We start from the raw sequence: 24,482 nt of genomic DNA, 5'->3' as shown, positions 1-24,482 counted from the left end.
TTTACGCTGGCCTGAAGGCCAAGGGCAAAGCGAGCAAGGTGGCGCTCGTGGCGGTCATGCGCAAAATGCTGGTGATCCTCAACGCCCGTAAGCGAGACGCCGAGGTGGCCCTCGGCTGCCCCTGACAAGACAGTTGCTACTTCAGCGCTTCCCCATCCAACCCCAGGTCCCACGCCAGTCCCAGCAGCGCCTCGTCCGCCCGCGGCGGGGCAGGGCGCGCGTCCGCCAGCTGCTGCAGTTCGCGGATCTCTTCGCGGGCGACCTCTTCCAGCTGCTGCAGCTGCTCACGCACGCTCGCGTTGCGCGGGCGCTCGGTATCGGTGAGGGAGGGCAGGGCGCGGATCAGGGTCATGGTGCGGGTACAGGATGCATCCAACGGCGGGTCACAGGCAAAGGCCCCGGACGAACCGGGGCCTTGCGGGCTGCCGGCGAGGGCAGCGGACATCAGGATCAGAACAGCTCGACGGTGCCGGCGCCCATGCTCTGCTGGGCAACCGGCTTGTGCGGCGGGCGTTCCCACTCGCTGCGCAGTTCGCGCAGGCGGCTGCCGGTGCGCTGCAGGGCGGTGGCGATCTCTTCGTCGAATACGCCGCCATTGCGGTGCAGCAGTTCCTGCAGGGCCACCGCTTCGCGGTTGATCGCGGTCAGGCGGTCCAGGTGGGTGTGCACGCCGCCCAGCGCCTGGGTGGCGATGTCTTCGAACTGCAGGGCGCGCACGGCTTCGGCTACGCTGCCATCGATCGAACGGGCGCACTCGGACACTTCGCGCATGCCGTCACCCAGCGAGGCGTTGATCTGCGCGACGTTGTCGAGCATCGCCGCCGCTTCCTGGCGCGCTTCGCGGGAGCGGTCCATGTCGCGCGAGGCCATGTGCGAAACCGTCTCGCGCACCTTGGCGATGGCGTCCTTGGAGCTATGCGCCAGCTTGCGGATCTGCTCGTTGAAGGTGGTCGAGCGCTCGGACAGGTTGCGCACTTCGTCGGCGACCACCGCGAAGCCACGACCGGCTTCACCGGCACGTGCCGCTTCAATGGCAGCGTTCAGGGCCAGCAGGTTGGTCTGGTCGGCGATCGACTTGACGTCTTCCAGCAGCGCGAAGATGCCATCCAGGTGCTGCGCCATCTGGTCGATGTGCTGCACGGTGGTGCTGCTCTGGCCGCTCACCTGTTCCAGCGCTTCGACCAGCTGTTCCATACGGTGGCTGGCGTGCTGGGCGAAACGGGCAACGTCGAGGCCGGCATTGCCTTCGTCACCGGCGCGGTCGACGATGCGCGACAGGGCCTGGCTCTGCTGGCGCGACTTGCGGTTCATCGCATCGAAGCTGCCACCGAGGCTGGAGACGGCCTGGCGGATCAGGTCACGGGCGCGTTCCACTTCGCCGCGCGAACCCTCGATCTCGTTGCCGACGAAATTGCGCAGTTCGGTCAGCAGCTGGTCCTGCTCACGCAGGACACGGGCGTGTTCCGGGGAACGGTGTGCCTGGGCGCGGGTGGTCCACCACGCAAAGCCGAGCCAGCTCAGCGTCATCGTGGTCAGGATCGCCCAGCGCAGGGCGGCCGGCCATTCGAAACCGATGGCGAAGGGGAGCAGCAGGGTCAGAGCCAGGGGGGCGGCCAGACGGATGAAAATGCGTGAGTACATGGACGTTCTCGGGAGGTGCACGGAGGATGTATCGGCCGTACCCCCTTTCTCTTTAACGTCGATGTGCCTCGAAGTGCATTCTGAATGCGCCGGTTTTCCGGCGCCTTGGCGGCTTCGGGGGCCGAGCCCTTTCCGTGCCGGAAAGGGATCCGACCCCACACCCTCAGGCCAGCTGCCGGTCCACGGCCTCGATCATCGCCTTGCGGCTGAACAGGAAGTCCCAGTAGCTGCCGCCCAGCTGCCGCCACAGCACCGCAGCGCGCACCGCGGCCAGCAGCAGGGCGCGGATCTCGGCCACCACGCCAGCCTGGCCCAGGTAGTGCGGGTTGCCCTGCACCATGACCCGCGGCTTGAGGTGGCTGATGGTGTCGGCGTAAAGGCCTCCCAGGTTGGCCAGCACGTCCGGGTGGCCGCTGTCGCCCAGTTCGGTGGCCTGGCGCTGGGCGCGCTCGATGCCCGAGGCGACCTTGTTCACGGTGGCGCCATCCTGAACGAAGCGACGCTCCAGCTGCAGCACCGACAGGGCCAGCTTGGGCAGGATCGGGTCCTGGCCCTGGCTGCGGAAGTAGTTGTGCAGCAGGCGCAGGCCGGACTTCAGTGCATGGCGGTCACCGAACACCTCCTGCGGCGAGGACGCATCGACACGGAACACGCTGTCCACGGCGGTGCGCACGGCGGCGGCGTCGGAATGGCCGGTATCGGCGATACGGCGTACCTGCTGCAGGGCCTGGGCAATGCCGGCCAGGGCCAGGACGCGGTCGTCGACAGTGAAACTCATGCAGCGATTACCTCAAAAGGGGAAGGGGTGGTGCGCAGGCGCTGTTCCAGCGGCGCATCGGTGGCGGCGATCACCGCGCCACCCAGGCACACGTCACCGTCATACAGCACCAGTGATTGACCGGGGGTAACGGCGCGCTGTGGGCGCGCGAAGGTGACCAGCACGCTGCCATCGTCCAGCACCTGGACCGTACACGGCTCATCGGGCTGGCGGTAGCGGGTCTGGGCGGTGCATTCGAAGCGCCGTGCCGGCGGCGAACCGGCGATCCAGTGCGCGGTTTCCGAACGCAGGCGCTCGGACAGCATCCACTTGCTGTCGCGGTCCTGGTCCACGTACAGCACGTTGCTGGCCACATCCTTGCCGACCACGTACCACGGCGCGGCCGGGCGTCCACGCACGCCGCCGATGTTCAGGCCCTCGCGTTGGCCCAGGGTGAAATAGAACACGCCCGGATGTTCGGCGATCACGCTGCCGTCGGCCGGGTCGAGGATCTGGCCGGGCCTGGCCGGCAGGTAGCGGCCAAGGAACTCGCGGAAGTCACGCTCGCCGATGAAGCAGATGCCGGTGGAGTCTTTCTTGGCGTGGGTCGGCAGGCTGACGTCACGCGCGATCCGGCGCAGGTCGGTCTTTTCCAGGTCGCCGATCGGGAACAGGGTGGCCGCCAGCTGCTCCTGGCCCAGCTGGTGCAGGAAGTAGCTCTGGTCCTTGGAACGGTCGGCGCCGCGCAGCAGCAGCCACTGGTGGCCGCGCTGGGTCACCCGTGCATAGTGCCCGGTGGCGATGCGTTCGGCGCCCAGCTCGCGGGCGGCATCCAGGAAGTGCTTGAACTTCACTTCGCGGTTGCACAGCACGTCCGGATTCGGAGTGCGACCGGCGGCGTACTCGGCCAGGAAGTGCTCGAACACGCCCTGCCAGTACTCGCTTGAGAAATCGCGGAAGTGGAACGGGATGCCGAGCAGGCCGCAGACGGCCACCGCATCGCGGCGGTCGTCCTCGGCGCGGCAGTCACCGCTGCCGTCGTCGGCCCAGTTCTGCATGAACAGGCCGGCCACGGCTTCGCCCTGCTGTACCAGGCGCCAGGCGGCGACCGAAGAGTCGACACCTCCGGAGACGCCCACCATCACGCGCGGAGTGCTCATGCGACCTCCCGGACCAGCGAAAGCGGATGGCGCTGGCCACCCAGGTAATCAGCCACCACCTGCCAGACCAGCGGGCTGCGCTGGCGCTCGCCAGCGGCCTGCAGTTCGGCCGGGGTCAGCCACAGCGCGCGGTCGATGCCGGTGTCCAGTGGCTGCGCCGGGTCGTGCGAGACCGGGCGCGCCGCGTAGCAGAAGCGCAGGAAGGCGGTGCCGTCGCCGGCAGTCCACTGGTAGCAGCCGATGAAATGGATCAGCTGTACCGTCCAGCCGGTTTCCTCGCGGGTCTCGCGCAGGGCTGCCTCGGCCAGGCTTTCGCCCGGCTCGAGGTGGCCGGCCGGCTGGTTCAGCACCTGCCTGCCATCGATGGTCTCTTCAACCAGCAACACGCGGCCGCCGTCGACCACCACCGTGGCAACGGTGGCGTGCGGTGCCCAGCGCGGGTCCGGCGTGGCGTTCAACTCAGAACTCGTCCTTCTTGGTCAGTTCCAGCTCCATGGCGTCGGCGGTGCGGATGGCCGCATCGATGGCGTCGCTGAGCTGGTCGGCAGTGGCATCGGCGTCGATCTTGACCACGAACATGGCGGTGGTGTCCTGCTTTACCCAGCCGCCCATCTTGGCATCCTGCGAATCTTCCAGCAGGCGGTTGGCCACGGCCACCGGGAACTGCTTGGTCTTCGCGTTGTAGGCCGGCGACCAGATCTCGCGGATGTTGTGGGTACCGAAATCTTCCACCGACGAACGCACGTAGACCATCTGGGTGCGGTCACCCTCGACGTCGAAGACCATGCGGTAGTCGCCGTCCTCATCGACTTCGTAGGTGTAGCCCAGCTTGTCCAGGTGGCGGGCCACGGCCTTGTCGGCGTCTGCGGCGGCAGCGGAGCCGGTGGCAGCCAGAGCGATCAGGAGTGCGGGGAGAAGGGTCCTTTTCATGAAGATCCTGTGAAACAGTGTTGAGAGAGGGTGCAATTGTGACGGTGGGCGTGCGTGCCGTCCAATCTGCGGCAGGCCGACGCAGGCGCGCCCGAGCCTCTATAATGGCCCGATGCCCCATGAGTCTTCCCCCGATTCCCAGCACGAGCACGGCGTCGCCGTAGAGGCCGCGCGCCCGGAAGTGGCGCCGCCGCCGTTCTACCAGGTGATGCTGCTCAATGACGACTACACCCCGATGGATTTCGTGGTGGATGTGCTGCAGCAGTTCTTCAGCATGGACCTGGACAAGGCCACGCAGGTGATGCTGCACGTCCATACCCGCGGCCGCGGCGTGTGCGGGGTGTTCACCCGCGAAGTGGCCGAGACCAAGGTCGCCCAGGTCAACGAGTACTCGCGGATGAACCAGCACCCGCTGCTGTGCACGATGGAAAAGGCCTGACCGGCCGCTGATTCTCGTCCGGGCGCATCGATCCCGGATGGGTGTGCCCACCAAGGTGGGCACCTACCAAGGCAGAAGCCTGTATCGACCGTGGATGGGGCGTGCCCGCCAAGGCGCGCACCTACCAAGCGCGGGCCTCACCTCTCCGCCAGCGCCTCCAGGGCCATCCGGGCGACTGTCTCGTCGATATCGGCCGGGTCGCCGTCATCCCTGAACCACACCGCCGACAGCGCAGTGCTGGCCGCGATCCAGCGCAGCAGGCGCGTGCGTTCCAGTTCGGCCAGCGCACAGACCTGCTCAAGGCGGATCGCAAACCGCTCGGGCCGCGTCGCAACGTGGATGCCCGGACCACAGAGGTCCGGGTTGCTGAACATCGTCGTGTAATCGAACGCACGGTCCCCCAGCAGTCGCTTCGGGTCGATCGCCAACCAGCCGCGCGGGCCGAAATCCAGCACGTTGTCGTGGTGCAGGTCGCCGTGCAGCGGCCGGATCTCCTGTTCGTCACGCAGCAGCCCCTCCGCCAGTGATCTGCACTGTTCCAGCAGTGGCGGCAGCACAGCCCTTGGCTGCAGCAGGTCGGCGAACCATGTACGCAGGCAGACCAGTTTCGCTGGCGGTGCGCTCCGTGGCCGGTGCAGCCGCTGCAGGACCTGGCACAGGATCGCGGTGCAGGCGTCATCGTCGCCCTTGATCGAGCGTTGCCGCAGCGAGTCGCCGCGGGCACGCTCGATCAGGATCGCAGGCCCCTCGTGGGCCAGCAGGCGGGCGGCGCCATCGCCGTTCCACCAGCGTAGCAGGCGATGGCTGTTCTGCTCCTCGGTTTCGCTGCTGATCTTCAGCATCGCTGGCTCGTCCGCAGCGGTCAGCACCGGCCAGAGCCGGGCGTGGGGCGTACGGATGGCCGGGCCATCACGCCGCAATCGCCAGCGGCTCAGGTAGGGTTCGCTCATGCTGGGTGGGCTGTCCTGGAGTGAATGAAGATCAAGCGATCTGTACTGCTAACGCCATCTGAACGCAGCAATCCGCTAGGGTGATGGAAATCGCGTAGTCAGGCCGCATATTGTCCCCATCTGCCGCCGGAGTAATCCATGTTCAGCAAAGACCTCGAACACACCATCGGCCAGTGCTACAAGCGCGCCCGTGAGGCCCGGCATGAGTTCATGACGGTCGAACACCTGCTGCTGGCACTGCTCGACAACCCGTCCGCCCAGGCCGTACTGAAGGCCTGTGGTGCCGATGCCGACCGCCTGCGCCAGGAGCTGGAGCAGGCCATCGAGGCCTCCGTGTCCCGCCTGGCGGAAGACGATGGCCGCGACACCCAGCCGACCCTGGGCTTCCAGCGTGTGCTGCAGCGGGCCGTGTACCACGTGCAGTCCTCGGGCAAGAAGGAGGTCACCGGCGCCAATGTGCTGGTCGCCATCTTCGGCGAAAAGGACTCCCACGCCGTCTATTACCTCAACCAGCAGGATGTGACCCGGCTGGATGTGGTCAATTACCTGTCCCATGGCATCGCCAAGCTGGGCGATGAAGGCGAGCAGTCGTCTTCGTCCCCGGAGGGCGAGAGCCGCATGGAAGGCGGGGAGGGCGAGCCCAAGGGGGATGCCCTGACCGAATTCGCCAGCAACCTCAACGACCAGGCGCGGGCAGGTCGCATCGACCCGCTGGTCGGCCGTGCCGACGAGATCGAGCGCACCATCCAGGTCCTGTGCCGCCGCCGCAAGAACAACCCGCTGTACGTCGGTGAGGCGGGCGTAGGCAAGACGGCCATCGCCGAGGGCCTGGCCCGCCGCATCATCGAAGGCTCGGTGCCCGACGTGCTGGCCGACGCGGTGATCTACTCGCTCGACCTGGGCGCACTGGTGGCCGGTACCAAGTACCGTGGCGACTTCGAGAAGCGCCTGAAGAGCGTGCTGACCGCGCTGAAGAAGGTGCCCAACGCGGTGCTGTTCATCGACGAGATCCACACCATCATCGGTGCCGGTTCGGCGTCGGGCGGCACCATGGATGCGTCCAACCTGATCAAGCCGGCGCTGGCGTCGGGCGAGCTGCGCTGCATCGGCTCGACCACGTTCCAGGAATACCGCGGCATCTTCGAGAAGGACCGGGCGCTGGCGCGCCGCTTCCAGAAGATCGACATCGTCGAGCCGACGGTGGGCGAGACCTACGAGATCCTGCAGGGCCTGAAGTCCAAGTACGAGCTGCATCACGGTGTGACCTACTCCGACGAGGCCCTGCAGGCCGCAGTGGACCTGTCGGTGAAGCACATCGGCGACCGCCTGCTGCCGGACAAGGCCATCGACGTGATCGACGAGGCCGGTGCCCGCCAGCGCCTGCTGCCCGAGGAGCAGCGCAAGGAGCTGATCGACGTCGAGGAGGTCGAGGCGATCGTGGCCAAGATGGCGCGGATCCCGGCCAAGCAGGTCAGTGCCACCGACAAGGATGTGCTGCAGCACCTGGAGCGCAACCTGAAGATGGTGATTTTCGGCCAGGACCCGGCCATCGAGACGCTGTCCTCGGCGATCAAGCTGGCCCGTTCGGGCCTGGGCAACCCGGAAAAGCCGATCGGCAATTTCCTGTTCGCCGGCCCGACCGGCGTCGGCAAGACCGAAGTGACCAAGCAGCTGGCGTTGCAGCTGGGCATCGAGCTGGTCCGCTTCGACATGTCCGAGTACATGGAGCCGCATTCGATCAGCCGCCTGATCGGCGCGCCTCCGGGCTACGTCGGTTTCGACCAGGGCGGCCTGCTGACCGAGAAGATCGTCAAGACGCCGCATTGCGTGCTGCTGCTGGATGAGATCGAGAAGGCGCATCCGGACATCTTCAACATCCTGTTGCAGGTGATGGACCGCGGTGTGCTGACCGATACCAACGGTCGCGAAGCGAACTTCAAGAACGTGGTGCTGGTGATGACCACCAATGCCGGCGCCGCGCAGGCCTCGCGGCGGTCGATCGGCTTCACCAAGCAGGACCATGCCACCGACGCGATGGAGACCATCCGCCGCAGCTTCACCCCGGAATTCCGCAACCGTCTTGACGCGGTGGTGCAGTTCCAGGCGCTGGGCTTCGAGCACATCCTGCGCGTGGTCGACAAGTTCCTGATCGAGCTGGAGATGCTGCTGCAGGACAAGCACGTCAGCCTGTCGGCCACCCCGACCGCGCGCGACTGGCTGGCCCACCATGGTTTCGACCCGCTGATGGGTGCCCGTCCGATGGCCCGCGTGATCCAGGACAAGATCAAGCGTCCGCTGGCCGACGAACTGCTGTTCGGCAAGCTGGTCAACGGCGGCAAGGTCAGCATCGACGTGCGCGACGACGAGCTGGTGGTCGAGACCCAGGCCGAGCCGGAGCGGCTGCTGCCGGTCACGGTGGAATGAGCTGACGCCGCAGGCTTGGCGTGAAAGACTGGAAATGACAAGGGCGGCTTCGGCCGCCCTTGTCGCATGCACTGCAACTCAACGCCCCTGCTGCGCCAGCCGCCTGAAGGTCGCCGCATCGATCGGTTCGATCCGGGTCACGGTGCAGTGGTTGCTGTCGGTTTTCAGTGTGCTGCGGGCATCGCCGCAGATCCGTTCAGGGGTACTGGGCGTGAAGAAGACATAGCTGGCCGAGGCGGCAGCGCCCAGGCAGCGCTTCTGCAGGTGCACCCGATAGTGGTTGTCACCGTCGCGCAGCAACACCTCGCGTTCCGTGCTGGAGGGGCGGATATCGCGATTGGCGCTGAGGGCAATGCACTCGGACGCGTTGGAGGGCTTGCTGGGTTCAGCGGCGAATGCCGCCAGGGGGAGGCTGACCAGCAGAACTGCCGGCAGCAGGACGTGCGGGAGCAGGGCGTTCATGATCGGGAGGGGATGGCGATCCGGACTGGATCGGATCCCACGATGCCGCGGCGGCTGCAGGCGCGAATCTGCCGCAAGCGGGGCTGACCGACGCCACGGTGAGCTCGGTCACGGTGACCTCCGGCAGGGCCGGATTCCGGGCATGACAAAAGGCCAGCAACCAGGGCTGGCCTTTTCGAGTGGCGCCAGGCGCCGACCGCTTACTTCATGCGGTAGGTGATACGACCCTTGGTCAGGTCATACGGGGTCATTTCAACCTTGACCCGGTCACCGGTGAGGATGCGGATGTAGTTCTTGCGCATGCGGCCGGAGATATGGGCAATGATTTCGTGCCCATTTTCCAGGCGAACGCGGAAAGTGGTGTTCGGCAGCGTCTCGCTGACGGTGCCCTCGAACTCGATGGAATCGTCTTTCGACATGTAGTCCTGTGCGGTTCAGAAAACGGCCACGCTGGGCCTAAGGCGCGGTATTTTACGCGTGACGGCGCCAGCTTGCAAAGTTTGTGTTAACCCCCGGCCAAACGCCGTGCTGGCAGGCGTCCAACCGCTTGGGTCCACGGGCCTTCCCGGCCGTCACCGCGCACGGCCCGGCGCACGTGCTGCAGGAATTCCGCGCGCGGCAGGTGCTCGGCGCCCATCCGCAACAGGTGCGGATTCTCCACCTGGGCATCGATCAGCTCCCAGCCCCAACCATGCAGGGTGGATGCCAGGGCGGCCAGGGCGATCTTGGAGCCGCCGCTGGCGCCACTGAACATGCTTTCGCCGAAGAACATCGACCCGATTGCCACCCCGTAGATGCCACCGACGAGGGTCTGCCGGTCCCAGACTTCAAACGAATGGGCGAAGCCCAGGTCGTGCAGCTGGCCGTAGGCCTCGACCATCGCCGGGCTGATCCAGGTGCCGTCCTGGCCGGGCCGCGGTGCTGCCGCACAGGCGCGCATCACGCGGCTGAAGGCGGTGTCGGCGGTGACCTCCCACGTACTGCTGCGCAGCTGGCGGCGGAACCGGCTGGACAGATGCACGCCCTCGGTGCGGAACACCATGCGCGGGTCCGGCGACCACCACAGGATCGGCTCGCCCTCGCTGAACCACGGAAAGATGCCGCCAGCGTAGGCATTGAGCAGGCGCACCGGGTGCAGGTCACCGCCGACGGCGAGCAGGCCATCGGGCTGGCGCAGCGCGGTCTCGGCTGGAGGAAAGGGGGCGTCCGGCGCATCAGCCAGGCGCCAGGGCAGCTGGCGGGTCATGCCCTCATTGTATTCGCCGTGGTGACCGCTGATGTCTGGCACCATCAGCGTCCAACGGCAAGGAGCCCACGCATGAGTGACGCGATCACCGCTATCCTCGATGTGCACGACAACCCGCGCACGTGCAACGACAGCCAGAGCATGCTGCTGGCGCTGGCGACTGAGCAGCCGGGCCAGCTCGGTGCGCTGATGCGGCTGGCCCTTGCCCGGCGTTCACCCAGCTCGGCCTTTCTCGACATGGCGCTGGATCTGCTGCCCGACGAAGCGGTTGCGCCGGTCAGTGCCGAGGCCTGGCGTCGCTATCGTGATGGCGAGCGCGGTGAGCTGCTGGCCAGCGTGATCGAATTCGCCAGCTACCAGGCGCCGCAGGTGCTGCAGGACGACTGGGAGGCCTTGCTGGCGATTGCCAGTGAGAATGAGCTGCAGCTGGCTTCGCAGGTGTGGCGGGGCCTGCCGTCTGCCACTGCCGTGCAGTGGGCGCAGATTCTGGCCGAAGCCGATGACGATCGCGAAATGGCGCGGGCCAGGGCGCTGCTGCTCGCGGCGCAGCCCGAGAGCTATGCCGTTGCCCGCGGCTACCTCGCTGACTGGGGCGCGCTGGATGCTGAGGTCTGGGCGCATTGGGCCGGCGTGGCTGATGGGCCGCTGCCGCGCCGCCTGCATGGGGAGCGGCCGCTGCACATCCGCTTTGGCCGCGAGCAGCATCGCGCGCAGCAGGCGGACGAACCGAGCTGGCGCAAGCGTATCTGGCGCCTGCACCCGACCTGGAATGGTGGGCAGGTGCACCATGCGGGGCAGATGGGAGGACCGCTGGAAGCGTTGTGTGGCAGCTGCCATGCACCGCTGCAGCGCCTGATGCGAACCGACGCTGCCGCGCTGCAGCCGGGCGCGGCGGGTGAGATCACGCTGGGCCTGTGCCTGGACTGCTGCGGCTGGGAAGACCCGCCCGTGCGCTTCTATCGCCACGATGCCGTCGGCCTGCCCAGCTGCCACCCCAGCCAGCGTCTGGAGGTGCCGGCCACGCCGACCGACAGCGGTGACCTGATGCGTGCCGAAATCGGCCTGGTCGCCATGGATACCAGGCGGTGGCAGCAGCAGGACTGGGGCCAGTCCAACCATCGGCAGAACCTGTCGCGCGTTGGCGGCGCGCCCAGCTGGGTGCAGAGTGCCTGGTACCCGGCGTGCATCGATTGCGGCGAGGAGATGCCCTTCGTGATGCAGCTGGATTCGACGCTGCCCACCACGAGTGAGGGCACGCTGCTGTGGGGCAGCGGCGGCATGCTCTATACGTTCTGGTGCGCGACGTGTCGGGTGAGTGGGCACTTCTGGCAGTGCACCTGAGCGCAGCGTGCTCGCCATTGCACTGGAAGACACCAACCTTATGCCCTGGTGGGTGCCAACCCTGGTTGGCACGCTTCCCGGCGCCGCGCCAGTCGAGCAAGCCCGACTCTACGGCTCTACGCGGAACGGTCCATGCCCCTGCAGCTCCTGCTGGTAGCGCCGCACATCGCGCCGTTCCTGCCGGCACCAGTCCTGCAGTGCTTCTGCGAAATCCGCATCGGCCACCCAGTGCCGGCTGCGCACCAGCGTCGGCAGGAAGCCCCGCGCCAGCTTGTGCTCGCCCTGTGCACCCGGTTCGAATCGGGTCAGCCGTTCGCGCAGGCAGTATTCGATACCCTGGTAGTAGCAGGCCTCGAAGTGCAGGCCGGGCAGGGTGGCGCCGCCCCAGTAGCGGCCGTACAGGGTGTCGCCACCGCGCAGGCACAGCGCGCCGGCAATCGGCTCGCCGTCCTGTTCGGCCAGGAACAGCACCAGCTGGCGGCCCAATGAAATGGCCAGATGGCGCAGGAAGGCCTCGGTGAGCGCCGGGGCGTTGCCGTACTCGAGGAACGTCTGCAGGTAGAAGCGATACATCGCCTGCAGGTCCGCGCGGCTGGCTTCATCGCCGTGCACCACGCGGAAGGTGATGCCCTGGCGGGTTACCTTGGCCCGTTCCTGGCGGATGTTCTTGCGATGCTTGTGGTTCATCGCGCCAAGGAACTGCTCGAACGTGGCCCAATCGCCCGGGTTCTGCCACTGGAACTGCACGTCTTCGCGCAGCAGCCAGTCATCGCCGAACAGTGCCTCGTCCACTGCGGTGTGGAAGTTGATATGGGCCGAGGACACGTCCAGTGCAGGCAGCGCCTCGCGCAATGCCGACAGCAAGGTGGCGCGATCTGAATCGTGACGGGCCAGCAACCGCGGGCCGGTGACCGGCGAGTACGGCACCGCGCCCAGCCACTTCGGATAGTAGTCGCGGCCATGACGTGCATACGCGTTGGCCCACGCATGGTCGAACACGAACTCACCGTGCGAGTTGGTCTTCAGGTAGCCCGGAATGGCGCCGACCAAGCTGTCGCCTTCCCAGAGCGTGAAGTGCCGGGGCTGCCAGCCCCAGTCCTCGCGCAGGCAGCCGTGCTGTTCAAGGCCTGCGAGGAAGGCGTGGCTGACGAAGGGGTTCTGCCCGTCGTGCAGGGCATCCCAGTCGGTGGCGGGGATGGACTGCAGGGAGTCGAGGAAGCGGGGGGAAGGCATGAGGGAAGGATAGGGCAGATGAAACAGAAAGGCCGACGCACTGGCGTCGGCCTTTCATCCGGAGTCGGGCGTGGCTCGACCCTACAGGAGCGGGTCAACCTCTCAGCTGGCCTTGCCCTGTGCGTCCAGGTAGCGCTCGGCGTCCAGTGCGGCCATGCAGCCGAAGCCGGCCGAGGTGATCGCCTGGCGGTAGTGCTGGTCGGCCACGTCGCCGGCGGCGAACACGCCTTCCACCGAGGTCTGGGTGGCATTGCCGCCCAGGCCCGAACGGATTTCCAGGTAGCCGTTGTTCATTGCCAGCTGGCCGTCGAACAGGGTGGTGTTCGGGTGGTGGCCGATGGCCACGAAGAAGCCGTGGGCGTCGATGTCGCGGGTGCTGCCGTCCAGGGTGGACTTCACGCGCACGCCGGTCACGCCGGCATCATTGCCCAGCACTTCTTCCACCTGGTGGTGCCAGACGGTCTCGATCTTGCCTTCGGCCACCTTCTTGAACAGCTTGTCCTGCATGATCTTTTCCGCCTTCAGTGTGTCGCGGCGGTGGACCAGGTAGACCTTGCGGGCGATGTTGGACAGGTACAGGGCCTCTTCCACGGCGGTGTTGCCGCCACCGACCACGACCACGTCCTGGTCGCGGTAGAAGAAGCCGTCACAGGTGGCGCAGGCGGACACACCGCGGCCCTTGAACTCGTCTTCGGTCGGGATGCCAAGGTACTTGGCGGTGGCGCCGGTGGCGATGATCAGCGCATCGCAGGTGTACTCGTGGCTGTCGCCGATCAGCTTGAACGGGCGCTGCGACAGGTCGGCGGTGTGGATGTGGTCGAAAATGACCTCGGTCTCGAAGCGTTCGGCATGGGCCTGCATGCGCGCCATCAGGTCCGGGCCCATCAGCCCGTGGGCGTCACCCGGCCAGTTGTCCACCTCGGTGGTGGTCATCAGCTGGCCGCCCTGCTGCAGGCCGGTGATGACGACCGGCTTCAGGTTGGCGCGGGCGGCGTAGACGGCGGCGGTCCAACCGGCCGGGCCGGAACCGAGGATGACGAGGCGCTGGTGGCGGGAGGGCAGGCTGGTGCTCATGTAAACTCGCGAAAAGGTAGATGGGACAAGGCGCTGGCGATGTTTGCGCAGCATCCTTGGCTGGTCATAGAGTGGCGGCTGGGGCAGGGCGATTCAAGCCGATGAACGGAACGCCGTCATCCAGCAGTGGTTTCGGCCCCCGGATTGGCCTGCCGGACGTCGCATAACTGAAAACTGACGCCGTCTCATTTATTATCAATCACTAACAGCGCATTCCAAAGGTATGGTCTAAGGTGGCGAAGCAGGTCCCCGAACGCTCCAAGTCCGACGACAGCAAGGCGTCACGTCGCACGGCCGCGGCGGCGACGACCGACAATCCACGCCGCCAGCGTCTCTGGCGCGATCTGGGCCTGATCGCCATCGCGCCGGCCCTGCTGTACCTGGCGGCCAGTCTTTTCACGTATTCAGCGACTGATCCGGGCTGGTCGCATACCGGCAGTGTGGTCGCGCCAGTGCACAACCTGGGTGGCCGCGCCGGGGCCTGGATCGCCGACGTGCTGCTGCAGCTGTTCGGCTACATCGCCTTCCTGCTGCCGGTGGTACTGGGCGCGCTGGCGTGGATCGCCATGTTCGGGCTCAAGCGCGAGAGCAAGGGCGAGAACGACCTGGACCCGGCGCTGCGCCTGGTCGGCCTGGTCGGTTTCCTCATCGCCGGCACCGGCTTCCTGCACGTGCGCCTGTTCAGTGGCGACGTCTCCAGTGCCGGCGGCATCCTCGGCAAGCTGGTGGGCAATTCGCTTACGGTGGGCTTCGGCGCGCTGGGCGCCAACCTGTTCGTGCTGGTGCTGCTGCTGGCCTCGATCACGCTCGCGACCGGGCTGTCCTGGTTCACGGTGATGGAGAAGATCGGCCGCGGCGTGATGTCGCTGGCGCCGTTGCTGGAACGCAAGAAGGAAGAAGTCACCGAGTGGAAGCAGACCCGGGTGATGCGCGAGGAGCGCCAGGAAGTGCGCAAGGCCGACGCCGAGGTGCGCGCCAAGCGCGAGCCGGTGAAGATCGAGCCGCGTCCGGAGCCGGTGATCGAGAAGAGCGATCGGGCCAAGCGCGATACCCAGATTCCGATGTTCCGCGGCGTCAACGGTGATGGCTCGGACCTGCCGCCGCTGGCGCTGCTGGATGATCCCAAGCCGCAGCCCAAGGGCTACGACGAAGAGACGCTGGAGACCCTGTCGCGGCAGATCGAGTTCAAGCTGAAGGACTTCCGCATCGATGCGCAGGTGGTCGGCGCCAATCCCGGCCCGGTCATCACCCGCTTCGAGATCGAGCCGGCACCGGGCATCAAGGTCAGCCAGATCAGTTCGCTGGACAAGGACATCGCGCGCGGCTTGTCGGTGAAGTCGGTGCGCGTGGTCGACGTCATTCCGGGCAAGTCGGTGATCGGCCTGGAAATCCCCAACGTCACCCGCGAGATGATCTTCCTGTCCGAGCTGCTGCGCTCGAAGGAATATGACAAGTCGGCCAGTGTGCTGACCCTGGCGCTGGGCAAGGACATCGCCGGTCGCCCGACCGTGGCCGACCTGGCACGCATGCCGCACCTGCTGGTGGCCGGTACCACCGGTTCGGGCAAGTCGGTGGCGGTCAACGCGATGGTGCTGAGCCTGTTGTTCAAGGCCTCGCCGAAAGACCTACGGATGCTGATGATCGACCCGAAGATGCTCGAACTGAGCGTCTACCAGGGCATCCCGCACCTGCTGGCACCTGTGGTCACCGACATGAAGGAGGCCGCCAACGGCCTGCGCTGGTGCGTGGCCGAGATGGAGCGCCGCTACAAGCTGATGAGCGCAGTGGGCGTGCGCAACCTGGCCGGCTTCAACAAGAAGGTGAAGGAAGCCCAGGACGCAGGACAGCCGCTGATGGACCCGCTGTTCAAGCCGAACCCGGAACTGGGCGAGGCACCGCGCCCGCTGGAAACGCTGCCGTTCATCGTCATCTTCATCGACGAATTCGCCGACATGATGATGATCGTCGGCAAGAAGGTGGAAGAGCTGATCGCGCGCCTGGCACAGAAGGCACGTGCGGCCGGCATCCACCTGATCCTGGCCACGCAGCGCCCGTCGGTGGACGTGATCACCGGCCTGATCAAGGCCAACATCCCGACCCGAATCGCCTTCCAGGTCAGCTCCAAGATCGACTCGCGCACCATCCTCGACCAGTCCGGCGCGGAAACACTGCTGGGCCACGGCGACATGCTGTACCTGCCGCCGGGCACCGCGCTACCCGAGCGCGTGCATGGTGCGTTCGTGTCCGACGATGAAGTGCATCGCGTGGTCGAGCACCTCAAGGCGATGGGCCCTGCCGACTATGTCGACGGCGTGCTGGACGAAGTGCAGACGATGGGCGACGGCGTGGTCGTCGGCGCCACCGGCCTGCCCGAGAACAGTTCGTCCGGCGACGAGTCCGACCCGTTGTATGACGAAGCGCTGCGGGTGGTCACCGAGACCCGCCGTGCATCGATTTCCGGCGTGCAGCGCCGGCTGAAGATCGGCTACAACCGTGCAGCGCGACTGATCGAGGCCATGGAAGCGGCCGGCGTGGTCAGCCCGCCCGAGCACAACGGCGACCGCACGGTGCTGGCACCGCCGCCGCCGAAGTAGGACCCGACGTATCCCCCACGACGTCCAAGGAACCGACGCATGCTTCACCCCGTACCAAGCGCGCTGGCACTGGCGCTGGCAGCCTTCCTGGCTGCCGGCCCGGCACTGGCAGACACCGCCACCTCCGCGCCCGCCACGGCGCCGCCTTCCACCAGCGGCGATACCGAAGCCAGCAATAACTTCAGCATTGTCCGTTACCGCGCCGACTACCAGGTGCGGCCGGATGCCGGCAATGTGCAGACCGAAACCTACGAAGTGCTGCTCAAGACCAAGGCCTCGGTCGAGCAGTTCAGCCAGGTGCGGCTGAGCTACAGCGAGAAGATGGAAACCCTGGAGGTGCTTGGCGCCTACACCATCACCGCCGACGGCCAGCGCCGTGACGTGCCGGCCGACCGCATCTACACCCAGGAAAGCTACTCCAGCGCCTCGGCGGCGATGTATGCCGACCGCAAGGTGCGGGTGATCGTGTTCCCGAACCTGGCCCCGGGCACCCGTCTGTACTACCAGGTGCGCCGCACCCAGGCCACGCCGTACTTCCCGGGCTATTTCGGCCTGTGGGAGACCTTCAATGTGTTCACCGAGTACGAGGACGCCGAAGTCACCCTGAGTGCGCCGGCCAACCTGCCGATGTTCATCGACAGCCGCGGCGTGCAGGGCAGCGATCGGCCGACGGTGAAGAACGGCCAGGCGCAGTGGCGCTGGCGCTACCAGCGTCGCGAGGCGATGCCGGCGCAGAACTGGTCGGCGGCGGGCTGGGAGTTCGGCCCGAACATCATGGCCAGTACCTATCGTGACTGGTCGCAGATGGGTCGCGCCTACCAGCTCAAGGCGGGCCCGGCGGCCGAGGTGACCCCGGCGCTGCAGGCGCTGGCTGATGAGATCACCGCGGGTATCAGCGACCGCCGCGAGCAGGCTGATGCGCTGTATCGCTGGGTTGCGCAGAACATCCGCTACGTGGCGGTGTACCTGGGCAATGGCGGGCTGGAGCCGAACAGCGCGCAGAGCATCCTCGACAACCACTATGGCGACTGCAAGGACCATGTGACGATCCTGGAGGCGCTGCTGGCGGCCAAGGGCATCGCCAGCTCGCCGGTGCTGATCGGTGCCGGCGGCGGTCCGACGCTGCCGAAGATTCCGGTGCTGGGCCGCTTCAACCACGCCATCACCTACATTCCCGAGTTTGATCTCTACCTGGATTCGACCACCGCGTGGGCGCGCTTCGGTCAGCTGCCGGAAGGTGATCTGGGTGCGCCGGTGATGCGTACCCGCGACGCCACGCTGGCACGCACCCCGGCCAATACGCCGGAGCGCAATGCCACCTCGATGGAGGTGCGTTTCACCTTCGACGCCAACGGCAACCTGCGCGGCGAGACGATTCCGAAACTGGGCGAGAACGCCGAGATCGGCATGCGTGCCCAGTTCTCCCAGCTCAACGCGCAGAACCGTGCGCGCGCTGAAGAGCAGATCATGGCCGCCTCCGGTTTCGATGGGCGAGGGCAGCTGCAGATCCAGGGCGTGCCGGTCGATCTGACCCGGCCGTTTGGCTATCGCATGGCGTTCCAGGCCGAGGACTACGCCGACTTCAGCGTGGCCGGCGGCATGGCCGTGCCGGACCCGCCGGGTGGCGAGTCGGTGCGTGGCTTGTACGCCACCGCCTCGGCGCCGGCCAACGAGACACCGTTCTACTGCAATGCCAGCCTGCGCGAGGAAACCTATCGCCTGCAGTTCCCGGCCAATGCGCCGATCATCGCCATCCCGGCCAGCCAGCGTTTCGCCAATGCAGCCGGCGAGTACCGGGTGGACTGGAGTCGCGAGGGGCAGGAGGTGATCGTGCACCACCGCTTGCAGCAGAATGCAGTGCGTGGGCCAGAGGCGTTGTGCCAGCCGCAGGACTATCCGGCGTTCCGCGCGCTGTATCGCGAAGTGCGGCGTGGCTTCCGTGGCCAGGTGCTGTACGGCAAGCTGCCGGGATCCCGTGGCTGAATCGCCGATGGACGTTCAGGGCGGCATAATGTCGCCCTGATCGCCCATTCATCTTTCCCCGGGCACACTGGCAACCACCTTTCCTGGCGCCCGCGCCCACAGGATTCCCGCATGAACTTCCGCTTCCGCCGTTTCCTTGCCACCACCACCCTGGCCGTGGCCTGCGCCGCCGCCGGCAGCGCCTGGGCTGGCGCCCGCGATGACCTGAAGACCTTCACCAGCGGCCTGAAGGGCCTGGATGGCCAGTTCAGCCAGCAGGTGTTCGACAGTCGCGGCAAGGTGAAGGAATCAACCAGTGGTCGCGTGGCCCTGTCGGCGCCGCGCCTGTTCCGTTGGGAATACGTGCGCCCGCACGAGCAGCTGATCGTGGCCGACGGCAGGAAGGTCTGGATGTACGAGCCGGACCTGGAGCAGGCCACCGTACGCGAGCAGGGCAAGGAAGAGCAGAACAGCCCGCTGACCGCGCTGATCAACCCGGCGCTGCTGGAGCAGCAGTACGACGTCAGCGAAGAGGCCGCGCAGCGCGACGGCCTGCAGTGGCTGTCGCTGTCGCCGAAGCGCGAGACCGAAGCCAGCTTCCAGTACGCCGCGCTGGGCTTCAACGCGCAGGGGCTGGCCAAGATGGAAATCACCGATGCGGTTGGCCAGCGTACCGTGATCAGCTTCAGTGGCTGGAAGCGCAACCCGGGCTTCGCGGCCGGCACCTTCAGCTTCACCCCGCCGAAGGGCACCGACGTCATCGGTAATTGATCTGTGGGCGGAGGCGCTTTGGTGGGTGTCAACCTTGGTTGACATGCTTTTGATCTGCCGGCCAGCGGCCGGCACTACCACCCGTGTGGCCTGATCGCCGGCATGGCCCGGCGCTTTCTGCTCTGGTGGGTTTCAACCGGCACCGCCTTGGTGGGTGTCAACCTTGGTTGACACGCTGTTGATCTGCCGGCCAGCGGCCGGCACTACCAGACATCGCGTCCCGCCCGCCGGGCACGGCCCGGCGCTACCGTTGGGCGGCGCGGTACAATGACCGGGTGCCAAGACATCGCTCCACTTCATTCCCCGGACCCGATCTGCTGAGCGTCGATCGGGAACACATGCGCCCGCTGGCCGAGCGCATGCGCCCCCGCACCCTGGACGAAATGGTGGGGCAGAAGCGCCTGCTGGCGCCGGACAGTGCGCTGCGCCGCGCGGTCGAATCCGGTCGCGTGCATTCGATGATCCTGTGGGGGCCGCCGGGCTGCGGCAAGACCACGCTGGCGCTGCTGCTGGCCGAGTACGCCGATGCGGAATTCCGCGCCATCTCTGCCGTACTGTCCGGCCTGCCGGAGGTGCGCCAGGTGCTGGCCGAGGCCGCGCAACGCTTCGCCGAAGGCCGCCGCACCGTGCTGTTCGTGGATGAGGTACATCGCTTCAACAAGGCGCAGCAGGATGCGTTCCTGCCGCATATCGAGCGCGGCACCATCCTGTTCGTCGGTGCCACCACCGAGAATCCATCCTTCGAGCTGAATTCGGCGCTGCTGTCGCGTTGCCGCGTGCATGTGCTGGAAGGCGTTTCGCCCACAGACATCGTTGAGGCGCTGGAGCGTGCGCTGGGTGACCGCGAACGCGGCCTGGGTGAAGAGCACATCGAGGTCGCTCCCGAGCTGCTGCTGGAAATCGCCACCGCCGCCGACGGTGATGTGCGTCGTGCGCTGACCCTGCTGGAAATCGCCGCCGAACTGGCGGGCGGGGAGGGTGGGCGCATCACGCCGCAGACCCTGACCCAGGTGCTGGCCGATCGTACCCGCCGCTTCGACAAGGGCGGCGAGCAGTTCTACGACCAGATCTCGGCGCTGCACAAATCCGTGCGCAGCTCCAACCCGGACGCCGCGCTGTACTGGCTGACCCGCATGCTCGATGGTGGCTGCGATCCGTCGTACCTGGCGCGTCGGCTGACCCGCATGGCCATCGAGGATATCGGCCTGGCCGACCCGCGTGCGCAGAGCATGGCGCTGGAAGCGTGGGACATCTATGAGCGGCTGGGCAGTCCGGAGGGGGAGCTCGCGTTCGCCCAACTGGCGCTTTATCTGGCCAGCACGGCGAAGTCGAATGCCGGCTATGCGGCCTTCAACCAGGCCAAGTCCGATGTGCGCGAGAGCGGCACAGAAGAAGTGCCGCTGCACCTGCGCAATGCGCCGACCAAGCTGATGAAGGAACTGGGCTACGGCGCCGAGTACCAGTACGACCATGATGCCGAAGGGGGCATCGCACTGGACCAGACCGGTTTCCCGGATGCGATGGGCGAACGGGTGTACTACAACCCGGTGCCGCGCGGGCTGGAAATCAAGTTGAAGGAAAAGCTGGATCGTTTGCGCGCCGAGCGCGAGGCTGCGCGCGCCGCGAAGGGCCGCTGACCCGGTTTATGTGGCGTCGAGCCATGCTCGACTTCGCTCTTGGCAGGCTTGTTGGCATATTCGGTAAGGCAGTCGAGCACGGCTCGACCCTGCAGTGGCAACATTGTTCCCGGCACGTTCATTTGGCACACTGCGCGGCTACTTTTTCAAGGATCGATGCCGTGCAGGACATGATTCTGCCGTTGAAGCGCTACGCCCAGTTCGAGGGCCGCGCGAACCGCCGCGAGTACTGGATGTACCAGCTGTTCCTGTTCCTGGTCGCAACGGCAGTGATGCTGCTGGCCGGCGTGCTGGCGATCCTCCTGCGCAACAGTGCCGAAGCGCTGGCCGGCATCCTGATCGGCATGGTGGTGCTGCTGTGTGTGATGTGGCTGGCCACGATCGTGCCGCTGATCGCAGTGACCGTACGCCGCCTGCATGACTGCAACCAGTCGGGCTGGCTGTTCCTGCTGGCGCTGGTGCCGGGGGGCGGGATCGTGATCATGATCTTCTCGCTGCTGCCGGGCACGCCGCAGGAGAACGTTTATGGTCCGGTGCCTACGGGGCCGTGATGATGCATGAGTCGAGCATGGCTCGACGCTACAGAGGCAAAGAAATGAAGCCGGCATTTTGCCGGCTTCATCTTTACTTGATGGTGCAATCGCCGAAGGACAGGTAATCGGTGCCCGAGCTGAACTGCAACGTGCAGCTGGCGGTGAAGGTCGCGCCTTCTTCCAGTGCGCCCAGCTTGGCCGCCTGCTGTTCGTCGTCGCTGGTCAGCCGAGCCAGGACATTGCCCTGGTCATCGCCGGCCTCGATCAGTGGCTCGCCCGCCAGGTTGCTGGAAACGCTCAGTGCTACGGCAGTGAATGTCACCGTCTGGTTGAGTTGGTCCATGCCCAGTGACGAATTGCCGGCCTCTTCAAAGGCCTGGTAGAGCGTTGGCAGGTCCTGTGCGGCATGGGCGGCCAGCGGTGCGAGCAGGCCAAGGGAAAGGGCGATCAGGGTGGTGCGCTTCAAGGTGTTCTCGCAGTCACGGGATCCATTCCCGTGGGTGGTGGTCAGTAGATCCACGCCATGCGTGGATAGGTTTGGCAATAGACAGGGCGCGGCCGATGGCTCGATCACCCATCCATCCGCAGCCCTGCGAGGGTAGGGCGCTCCTGCGCCCCGCTGCCGGGCAAAATAGTGGATTCAGTGTTTCCGGTGCAACCGGGAAAATGAACGTATCGCGCGCGTGATACACAGTGTGACGTTTGATCGATGTGATAATCATTCGCGTTTAAGGTAGACTGCGGTCCCCTATGAACCGGCGGCCATTGGTCGCTCCTGCCGCCGCTGATGATGCATTTCGTCCCGCCTTCGCGCCGTGGTCCGCTGGCCCGCGGCCTGGCCGCCTTGATGATGGGTCTGCTCCTGGCCACCCCGTACGCCCATGCGCAGCAGCGCAATCCACTGCAGAAAATTGGCCACACCGTACTCGACGAGCCGGCGGCCAGCTATCGCTTCGAGCATTTCGTGGTGGACAGTCCCGACCAGCAACGCCGCTGGCGGGTGAACCTGGTGATTCCGGCCAAGGCCGGCAAGACGCCATCCCCGGTGCTCTACGCGCTGGATGGCAATGCCGTCGCCATGGTGCTGGACCAGCCGCTGCTGGCCGAACTGGCCGCGCGCGAGGCGCCGCCGGTGCTGGTGCTGATCGGCTACGACAATGACCTGCGCATCGATTCCAAGGCGCGCACCCGCGACTACACCGCGTGGATCGACCGCGCCGACGATGAGAGCGGTACGACCCAGGCGGTCGGCGGTGGTGCTGCGGCCTTTCTGGATGTGATCGAACGCCGCATCAAGCCGGAAGTCGAGCGTCGCGCACGCATCGATACGCAGCAGCAAGCGCTGTGGGGCCACTCGCTGGGTGGGTTGTTCGTGCTCAATGCGCTGTACACCCGTCCCGCCGCCTTCCAGTCCTATCTGGCGGCCAGTCCCTCGCTGTGGTGGAGCCAGGGCGCGGCGCTGGGTGATCCGGAACAGCAGTTCGTGCAGAACGTGCATGGCCAGCCGGCAAAGCTCTGGTTGATGCTGGGCGGTGCCGAGCGTGTTGGCGATCGTGGCAAGCGTGACATGAGCAACCCACGGGTGGTCGCGCATCTGCGCCGCATCGGTGGCGCCACGCCGGATGCGGCGATGCAGTTGTCAGAACGGTTGGCCAAGGTGCCGGGCATGAGCGTGCAGTACCGCGAGTTCCCGGGGCTGGGACACGGCCCGATGCTGCCGGCCGCGTTCCATGCCGCGCTGCATGAACTGTACGGCGTGACCGACCGCAGCGCCGGTGACGGTGCCCCCACGGGTGGTGACAACGCCGCCGAGTGAATCCCTTCGCACGCGATGCCGTGCGACCCCACTACCCAGGCGAGGCTGCCGGCGTGCAGCGGCCCAGGCAACCGATGAATCCCGCGTCACGTGGCGCGGCCTACGTGTGCAAGGAGCCTTCCATGTCGTTCCGTCCGTCTTTCCGTCTCACCTCTCTCGCCGCCGGCCTGTTGCTGGCGGTGACCGCCACCGCGCAGCCGGTGTTCGACCAGCCGGCCAACGCCACCTTCAAGGGTGAAGTCGTCTCACGCGGTGAGAACGTGGTTCCCGGCAGCACTGCCGACGTGGTCGGCCGCGGTTTCGTGCCGGGCCAGAAGGTCAGCCTGCTGCGTGGCGATAACGTGCTCAACGCGCAGCCGCTGGTGGTCGACGCGGATGGCAACTTCAAGACCCAGTTGAGCATTCCGGCCGACGCGGTGCCGGGCACCCATCCGGTTGTGGTGCGCGCCAGCCAACCGGCTGCGGCCACCGTGCTGAAGCTGCGCGTTTCGCCGCAGCTGCCGCTGTCCGGCCAGGCGCAGTTCGCCACCCAGTCCAACAAGCTGGTGCCGGGCCTGTACCAGTCCGCCTACAGCGCCGCCAGCAACGCAGTGTTCGTGACCTCGGCGGTGGGTCGCCCGCCGGTGACCCAGTCGCAGCTGCTGAAGCTGGACCCGAAGTCGCTGAAGGTGACCAAGGCGATCACCCCGGCGCAGGTGCCGGGCAGCACCAACGGTGCGGTCTATGCGGTCTACGGCGTGGGCGTGGATGACACCAACGGCAATGTCTGGGTCACCAACACCCGCCAGAATTCCATCGCGGTCTATGGCCAGAAGGACCTGTCGCTGGTCCACCAGTTCCCGGTCGATGCCGTGCCGCACGCGCGCGACGTGGTGGTCGACGGCACGCGCGGCAAGGTGTTCGCCTCTGCCACCGGCGAGGACCACCTGTCGGTGTTCGATGCGAAGACCTTCAAGGAACTGCCGCAGGTGACGCTGGAATCCGGCGTGGACGACGGCAAGTTCACCCCGATGAGCCTGGTGCTGGACGAGAAGGGCGGCAAGCTGTTCACCGTCAGCATCGGCACCCCGGAGGCGGCAGTGATCGATGTGGCCAGCGGCAAGGTCGAGAAGGTCATCGATCTGGGCAATTCGATCAGTGCCTCGGGCGTGGCCTTCGACGCGGCGCGCAACCGCCTGTACGTGGCCTCGCAGGGCACCGACAACCTGCTGATCGTCGACGTGGCCGCCGGCAAGGTGCTGCACGATGTGCCGGTCGGCGCCGGCGCGCTGAACGTCGCCTTCGATGATGCCTCCGGCCTGGCCTACGTCAGCAACCGTGGCGCTGGCACGGTCACCGTGGTGAACGGTGACGGCAAGGTGGTCGCCAATCTTGATGGCGGCACGCTGCCGAACCACGTCCGCGCCGATGGCAAGGGCAACGTGTTCGCGGTGAACAAGTCGCGCGGCGCTGAAGACCCGAAGGGTGACCGCATCACCCGCATCACCCGCATCACCCCGAAGCAGTAAGTCA

At 66.5% G+C, this 24,482-nt stretch carries 23 protein-coding genes and 1 pseudogene; 11 read left to right on the top strand and 13 right to left on the bottom strand.

What is annotated here, in order from left to right:
* Positions 1-125, top strand: a pseudogene (locus AC5P5R_RS04630) (IS110 family transposase); the annotation flags it as partial.
* Between the two features lie 11 nt (positions 126-136).
* Here the strand turns inward: AC5P5R_RS04630 and AC5P5R_RS04625 are convergent.
* From AC5P5R_RS04625 to AC5P5R_RS04600, 6 genes are all read right to left on the bottom strand, one after another.
* Positions 137-352 carry a hypothetical protein gene (locus tag AC5P5R_RS04625; protein WP_088428728.1) on the bottom strand — a complete coding sequence of 72 codons (216 nt, stop codon included), beginning with the start codon at positions 350-352 and terminating at the stop codon, positions 137-139.
* Positions 353-450: 98 nt separating this feature from the next.
* On the bottom strand, positions 451-1,641 hold the full coding sequence (locus tag AC5P5R_RS04620) for a methyl-accepting chemotaxis protein (RefSeq protein WP_005409587.1): 1,191 nt from the start codon (positions 1,639-1,641) through the stop codon (positions 451-453).
* Positions 1,642-1,804: 163 nt separating this feature from the next.
* Positions 1,805-2,419: a high frequency lysogenization protein HflD gene (gene hflD, locus AC5P5R_RS04615; protein WP_005413279.1), complete on the bottom strand. Its 615-nt coding sequence runs from the start codon at positions 2,417-2,419 to the stop codon at positions 1,805-1,807.
* Complete coding sequence (mnmA, locus tag AC5P5R_RS04610) at positions 2,416-3,558, bottom strand: tRNA 2-thiouridine(34) synthase MnmA (RefSeq protein ID WP_005413280.1); 1,143 nt, start codon at positions 3,556-3,558, stop codon at positions 2,416-2,418. The genes hflD and mnmA overlap by 4 nt, the downstream gene beginning before the upstream one ends.
* Entirely contained in the window at positions 3,555-4,016 is a 462-nt protein-coding gene (locus AC5P5R_RS04605; protein ID WP_005413281.1) for an NUDIX hydrolase, read from the bottom strand. Before AC5P5R_RS04605 ends, mnmA begins: the two co-directional genes overlap by 4 nt.
* A gap of 1 nt (position 4,017) precedes the next feature.
* Positions 4,018-4,488, bottom strand: coding sequence for a hypothetical protein (locus tag AC5P5R_RS04600; protein WP_005409591.1), 471 nt, complete (start codon positions 4,486-4,488; stop codon positions 4,018-4,020).
* A gap of 112 nt (positions 4,489-4,600) precedes the next feature.
* Between AC5P5R_RS04600 and clpS the strand changes: the two genes are divergently transcribed.
* Positions 4,601-4,927, top strand: a complete 327-nt coding sequence (gene clpS / locus AC5P5R_RS04595; RefSeq protein WP_005409592.1) for an ATP-dependent Clp protease adapter ClpS — start codon at positions 4,601-4,603, stop codon at positions 4,925-4,927.
* 137 nt (positions 4,928-5,064) lie between these two features.
* Here the strand turns inward: clpS and AC5P5R_RS04590 are convergent, their stop codons facing one another.
* Positions 5,065-5,877 (bottom strand): APH(6) family putative aminoglycoside O-phosphotransferase, encoded by an 813-nt coding sequence (locus AC5P5R_RS04590; RefSeq protein WP_005413282.1) that lies wholly within the window; start codon positions 5,875-5,877, stop codon positions 5,065-5,067.
* 138 nt (positions 5,878-6,015) lie between these two features.
* On the opposite strand from AC5P5R_RS04590, the gene clpA reads away from it, so the two are divergent.
* Complete coding sequence (gene clpA, locus AC5P5R_RS04585) at positions 6,016-8,301, top strand: ATP-dependent Clp protease ATP-binding subunit ClpA (protein WP_005409594.1); 2,286 nt, start codon at positions 6,016-6,018, stop codon at positions 8,299-8,301.
* A gap of 78 nt (positions 8,302-8,379) precedes the next feature.
* Here the strand turns inward: clpA and AC5P5R_RS04580 are convergent, their stop codons facing one another.
* The 3 genes from AC5P5R_RS04580 to aat form a co-directional block, all read right to left on the bottom strand.
* Entirely contained in the window at positions 8,380-8,763 is a 384-nt protein-coding gene (locus AC5P5R_RS04580; RefSeq protein WP_062606987.1) for a hypothetical protein, read from the bottom strand.
* A 200-nt stretch (positions 8,764-8,963) separates the two neighbouring features.
* Positions 8,964-9,182, bottom strand: a complete 219-nt coding sequence (gene infA / locus AC5P5R_RS04575; RefSeq protein WP_005409596.1) for a translation initiation factor IF-1 — start codon at positions 9,180-9,182, stop codon at positions 8,964-8,966.
* Positions 9,183-9,268: 86 nt separating this feature from the next.
* Entirely contained in the window at positions 9,269-10,009 is a 741-nt protein-coding gene (gene aat / locus AC5P5R_RS04570) for a leucyl/phenylalanyl-tRNA--protein transferase (protein ID WP_032966047.1), read from the bottom strand.
* A gap of 72 nt (positions 10,010-10,081) precedes the next feature.
* Between aat and AC5P5R_RS04565 the strand changes: the two genes are divergently transcribed.
* Positions 10,082-11,350, top strand: coding sequence for a hypothetical protein (locus AC5P5R_RS04565; protein ID WP_111722983.1), 1,269 nt, complete (start codon positions 10,082-10,084; stop codon positions 11,348-11,350).
* A gap of 108 nt (positions 11,351-11,458) precedes the next feature.
* Here AC5P5R_RS04565 and AC5P5R_RS04560 read toward each other — a convergent pair whose 3' ends face one another.
* Together AC5P5R_RS04560 and trxB are read right to left on the bottom strand one after the other, a co-directional pair.
* Positions 11,459-12,583 (bottom strand): GNAT family N-acetyltransferase, encoded by a 1,125-nt coding sequence (locus AC5P5R_RS04560; RefSeq protein ID WP_100438515.1) that lies wholly within the window; start codon positions 12,581-12,583, stop codon positions 11,459-11,461.
* 102 nt (positions 12,584-12,685) lie between these two features.
* On the bottom strand, positions 12,686-13,657 hold the full coding sequence (gene trxB / locus AC5P5R_RS04555; protein WP_005409600.1) for a thioredoxin-disulfide reductase: 972 nt from the start codon (positions 13,655-13,657) through the stop codon (positions 12,686-12,688).
* A 233-nt stretch (positions 13,658-13,890) separates the two neighbouring features.
* Here trxB and AC5P5R_RS04550 point away from each other — a divergent pair, with 233 nt between their 5' ends.
* The 5 genes from AC5P5R_RS04550 (at position 13,891) to AC5P5R_RS04530 (ending at position 21,172) form a co-directional block, all read left to right on the top strand.
* A complete protein-coding gene (locus tag AC5P5R_RS04550; RefSeq protein WP_005413288.1) occupies positions 13,891-16,251 on the top strand; it encodes a DNA translocase FtsK in 2,361 nt (786 codons plus the stop codon).
* A gap of 39 nt (positions 16,252-16,290) precedes the next feature.
* Positions 16,291-18,234 (top strand): DUF3857 domain-containing protein, encoded by a 1,944-nt coding sequence (locus AC5P5R_RS04545; protein ID WP_100438516.1) that lies wholly within the window; start codon positions 16,291-16,293, stop codon positions 18,232-18,234.
* Positions 18,235-18,345: 111 nt separating this feature from the next.
* Positions 18,346-18,984, top strand: a complete 639-nt coding sequence (lolA, locus tag AC5P5R_RS04540) for an outer membrane lipoprotein periplasmic chaperone LolA (protein WP_024958744.1) — start codon at positions 18,346-18,348, stop codon at positions 18,982-18,984.
* Between the two features lie 338 nt (positions 18,985-19,322).
* The gene (locus AC5P5R_RS04535; RefSeq protein WP_224119203.1) at positions 19,323-20,621 is read left to right on the top strand and encodes a replication-associated recombination protein A; all 1,299 of its coding nucleotides are present in this window, start codon (positions 19,323-19,325) and stop codon (positions 20,619-20,621) included.
* Between the two features lie 161 nt (positions 20,622-20,782).
* Entirely contained in the window at positions 20,783-21,172 is a 390-nt protein-coding gene (locus AC5P5R_RS04530) for a DUF805 domain-containing protein (protein WP_099523880.1), read from the top strand.
* 73 nt (positions 21,173-21,245) lie between these two features.
* Here AC5P5R_RS04530 and AC5P5R_RS04525 read toward each other — a convergent pair whose 3' ends face one another.
* Positions 21,246-21,620, bottom strand: coding sequence for a hypothetical protein (locus AC5P5R_RS04525; RefSeq protein WP_005413292.1), 375 nt, complete (start codon positions 21,618-21,620; stop codon positions 21,246-21,248).
* Positions 21,621-21,941: 321 nt separating this feature from the next.
* On the opposite strand from AC5P5R_RS04525, the gene AC5P5R_RS04520 reads away from it, so the two are divergent.
* Positions 21,942-22,970 (top strand): alpha/beta hydrolase, encoded by a 1,029-nt coding sequence (locus tag AC5P5R_RS04520; RefSeq protein WP_100438518.1) that lies wholly within the window; start codon positions 21,942-21,944, stop codon positions 22,968-22,970.
* Between the two features lie 122 nt (positions 22,971-23,092).
* Positions 23,093-24,478 (top strand): YncE family protein, encoded by a 1,386-nt coding sequence (locus tag AC5P5R_RS04515; RefSeq protein ID WP_100438519.1) that lies wholly within the window; start codon positions 23,093-23,095, stop codon positions 24,476-24,478.
* Positions 24,479-24,482: the final 4 nt, after the last annotated feature.

This window comes from Stenotrophomonas sp. YJH_SMC_19 (assembly GCF_059367915.1).
Note: the sequence above shows the minus strand (reverse complement) of the source record. Positions and strands in the feature narration are given on the sequence as shown.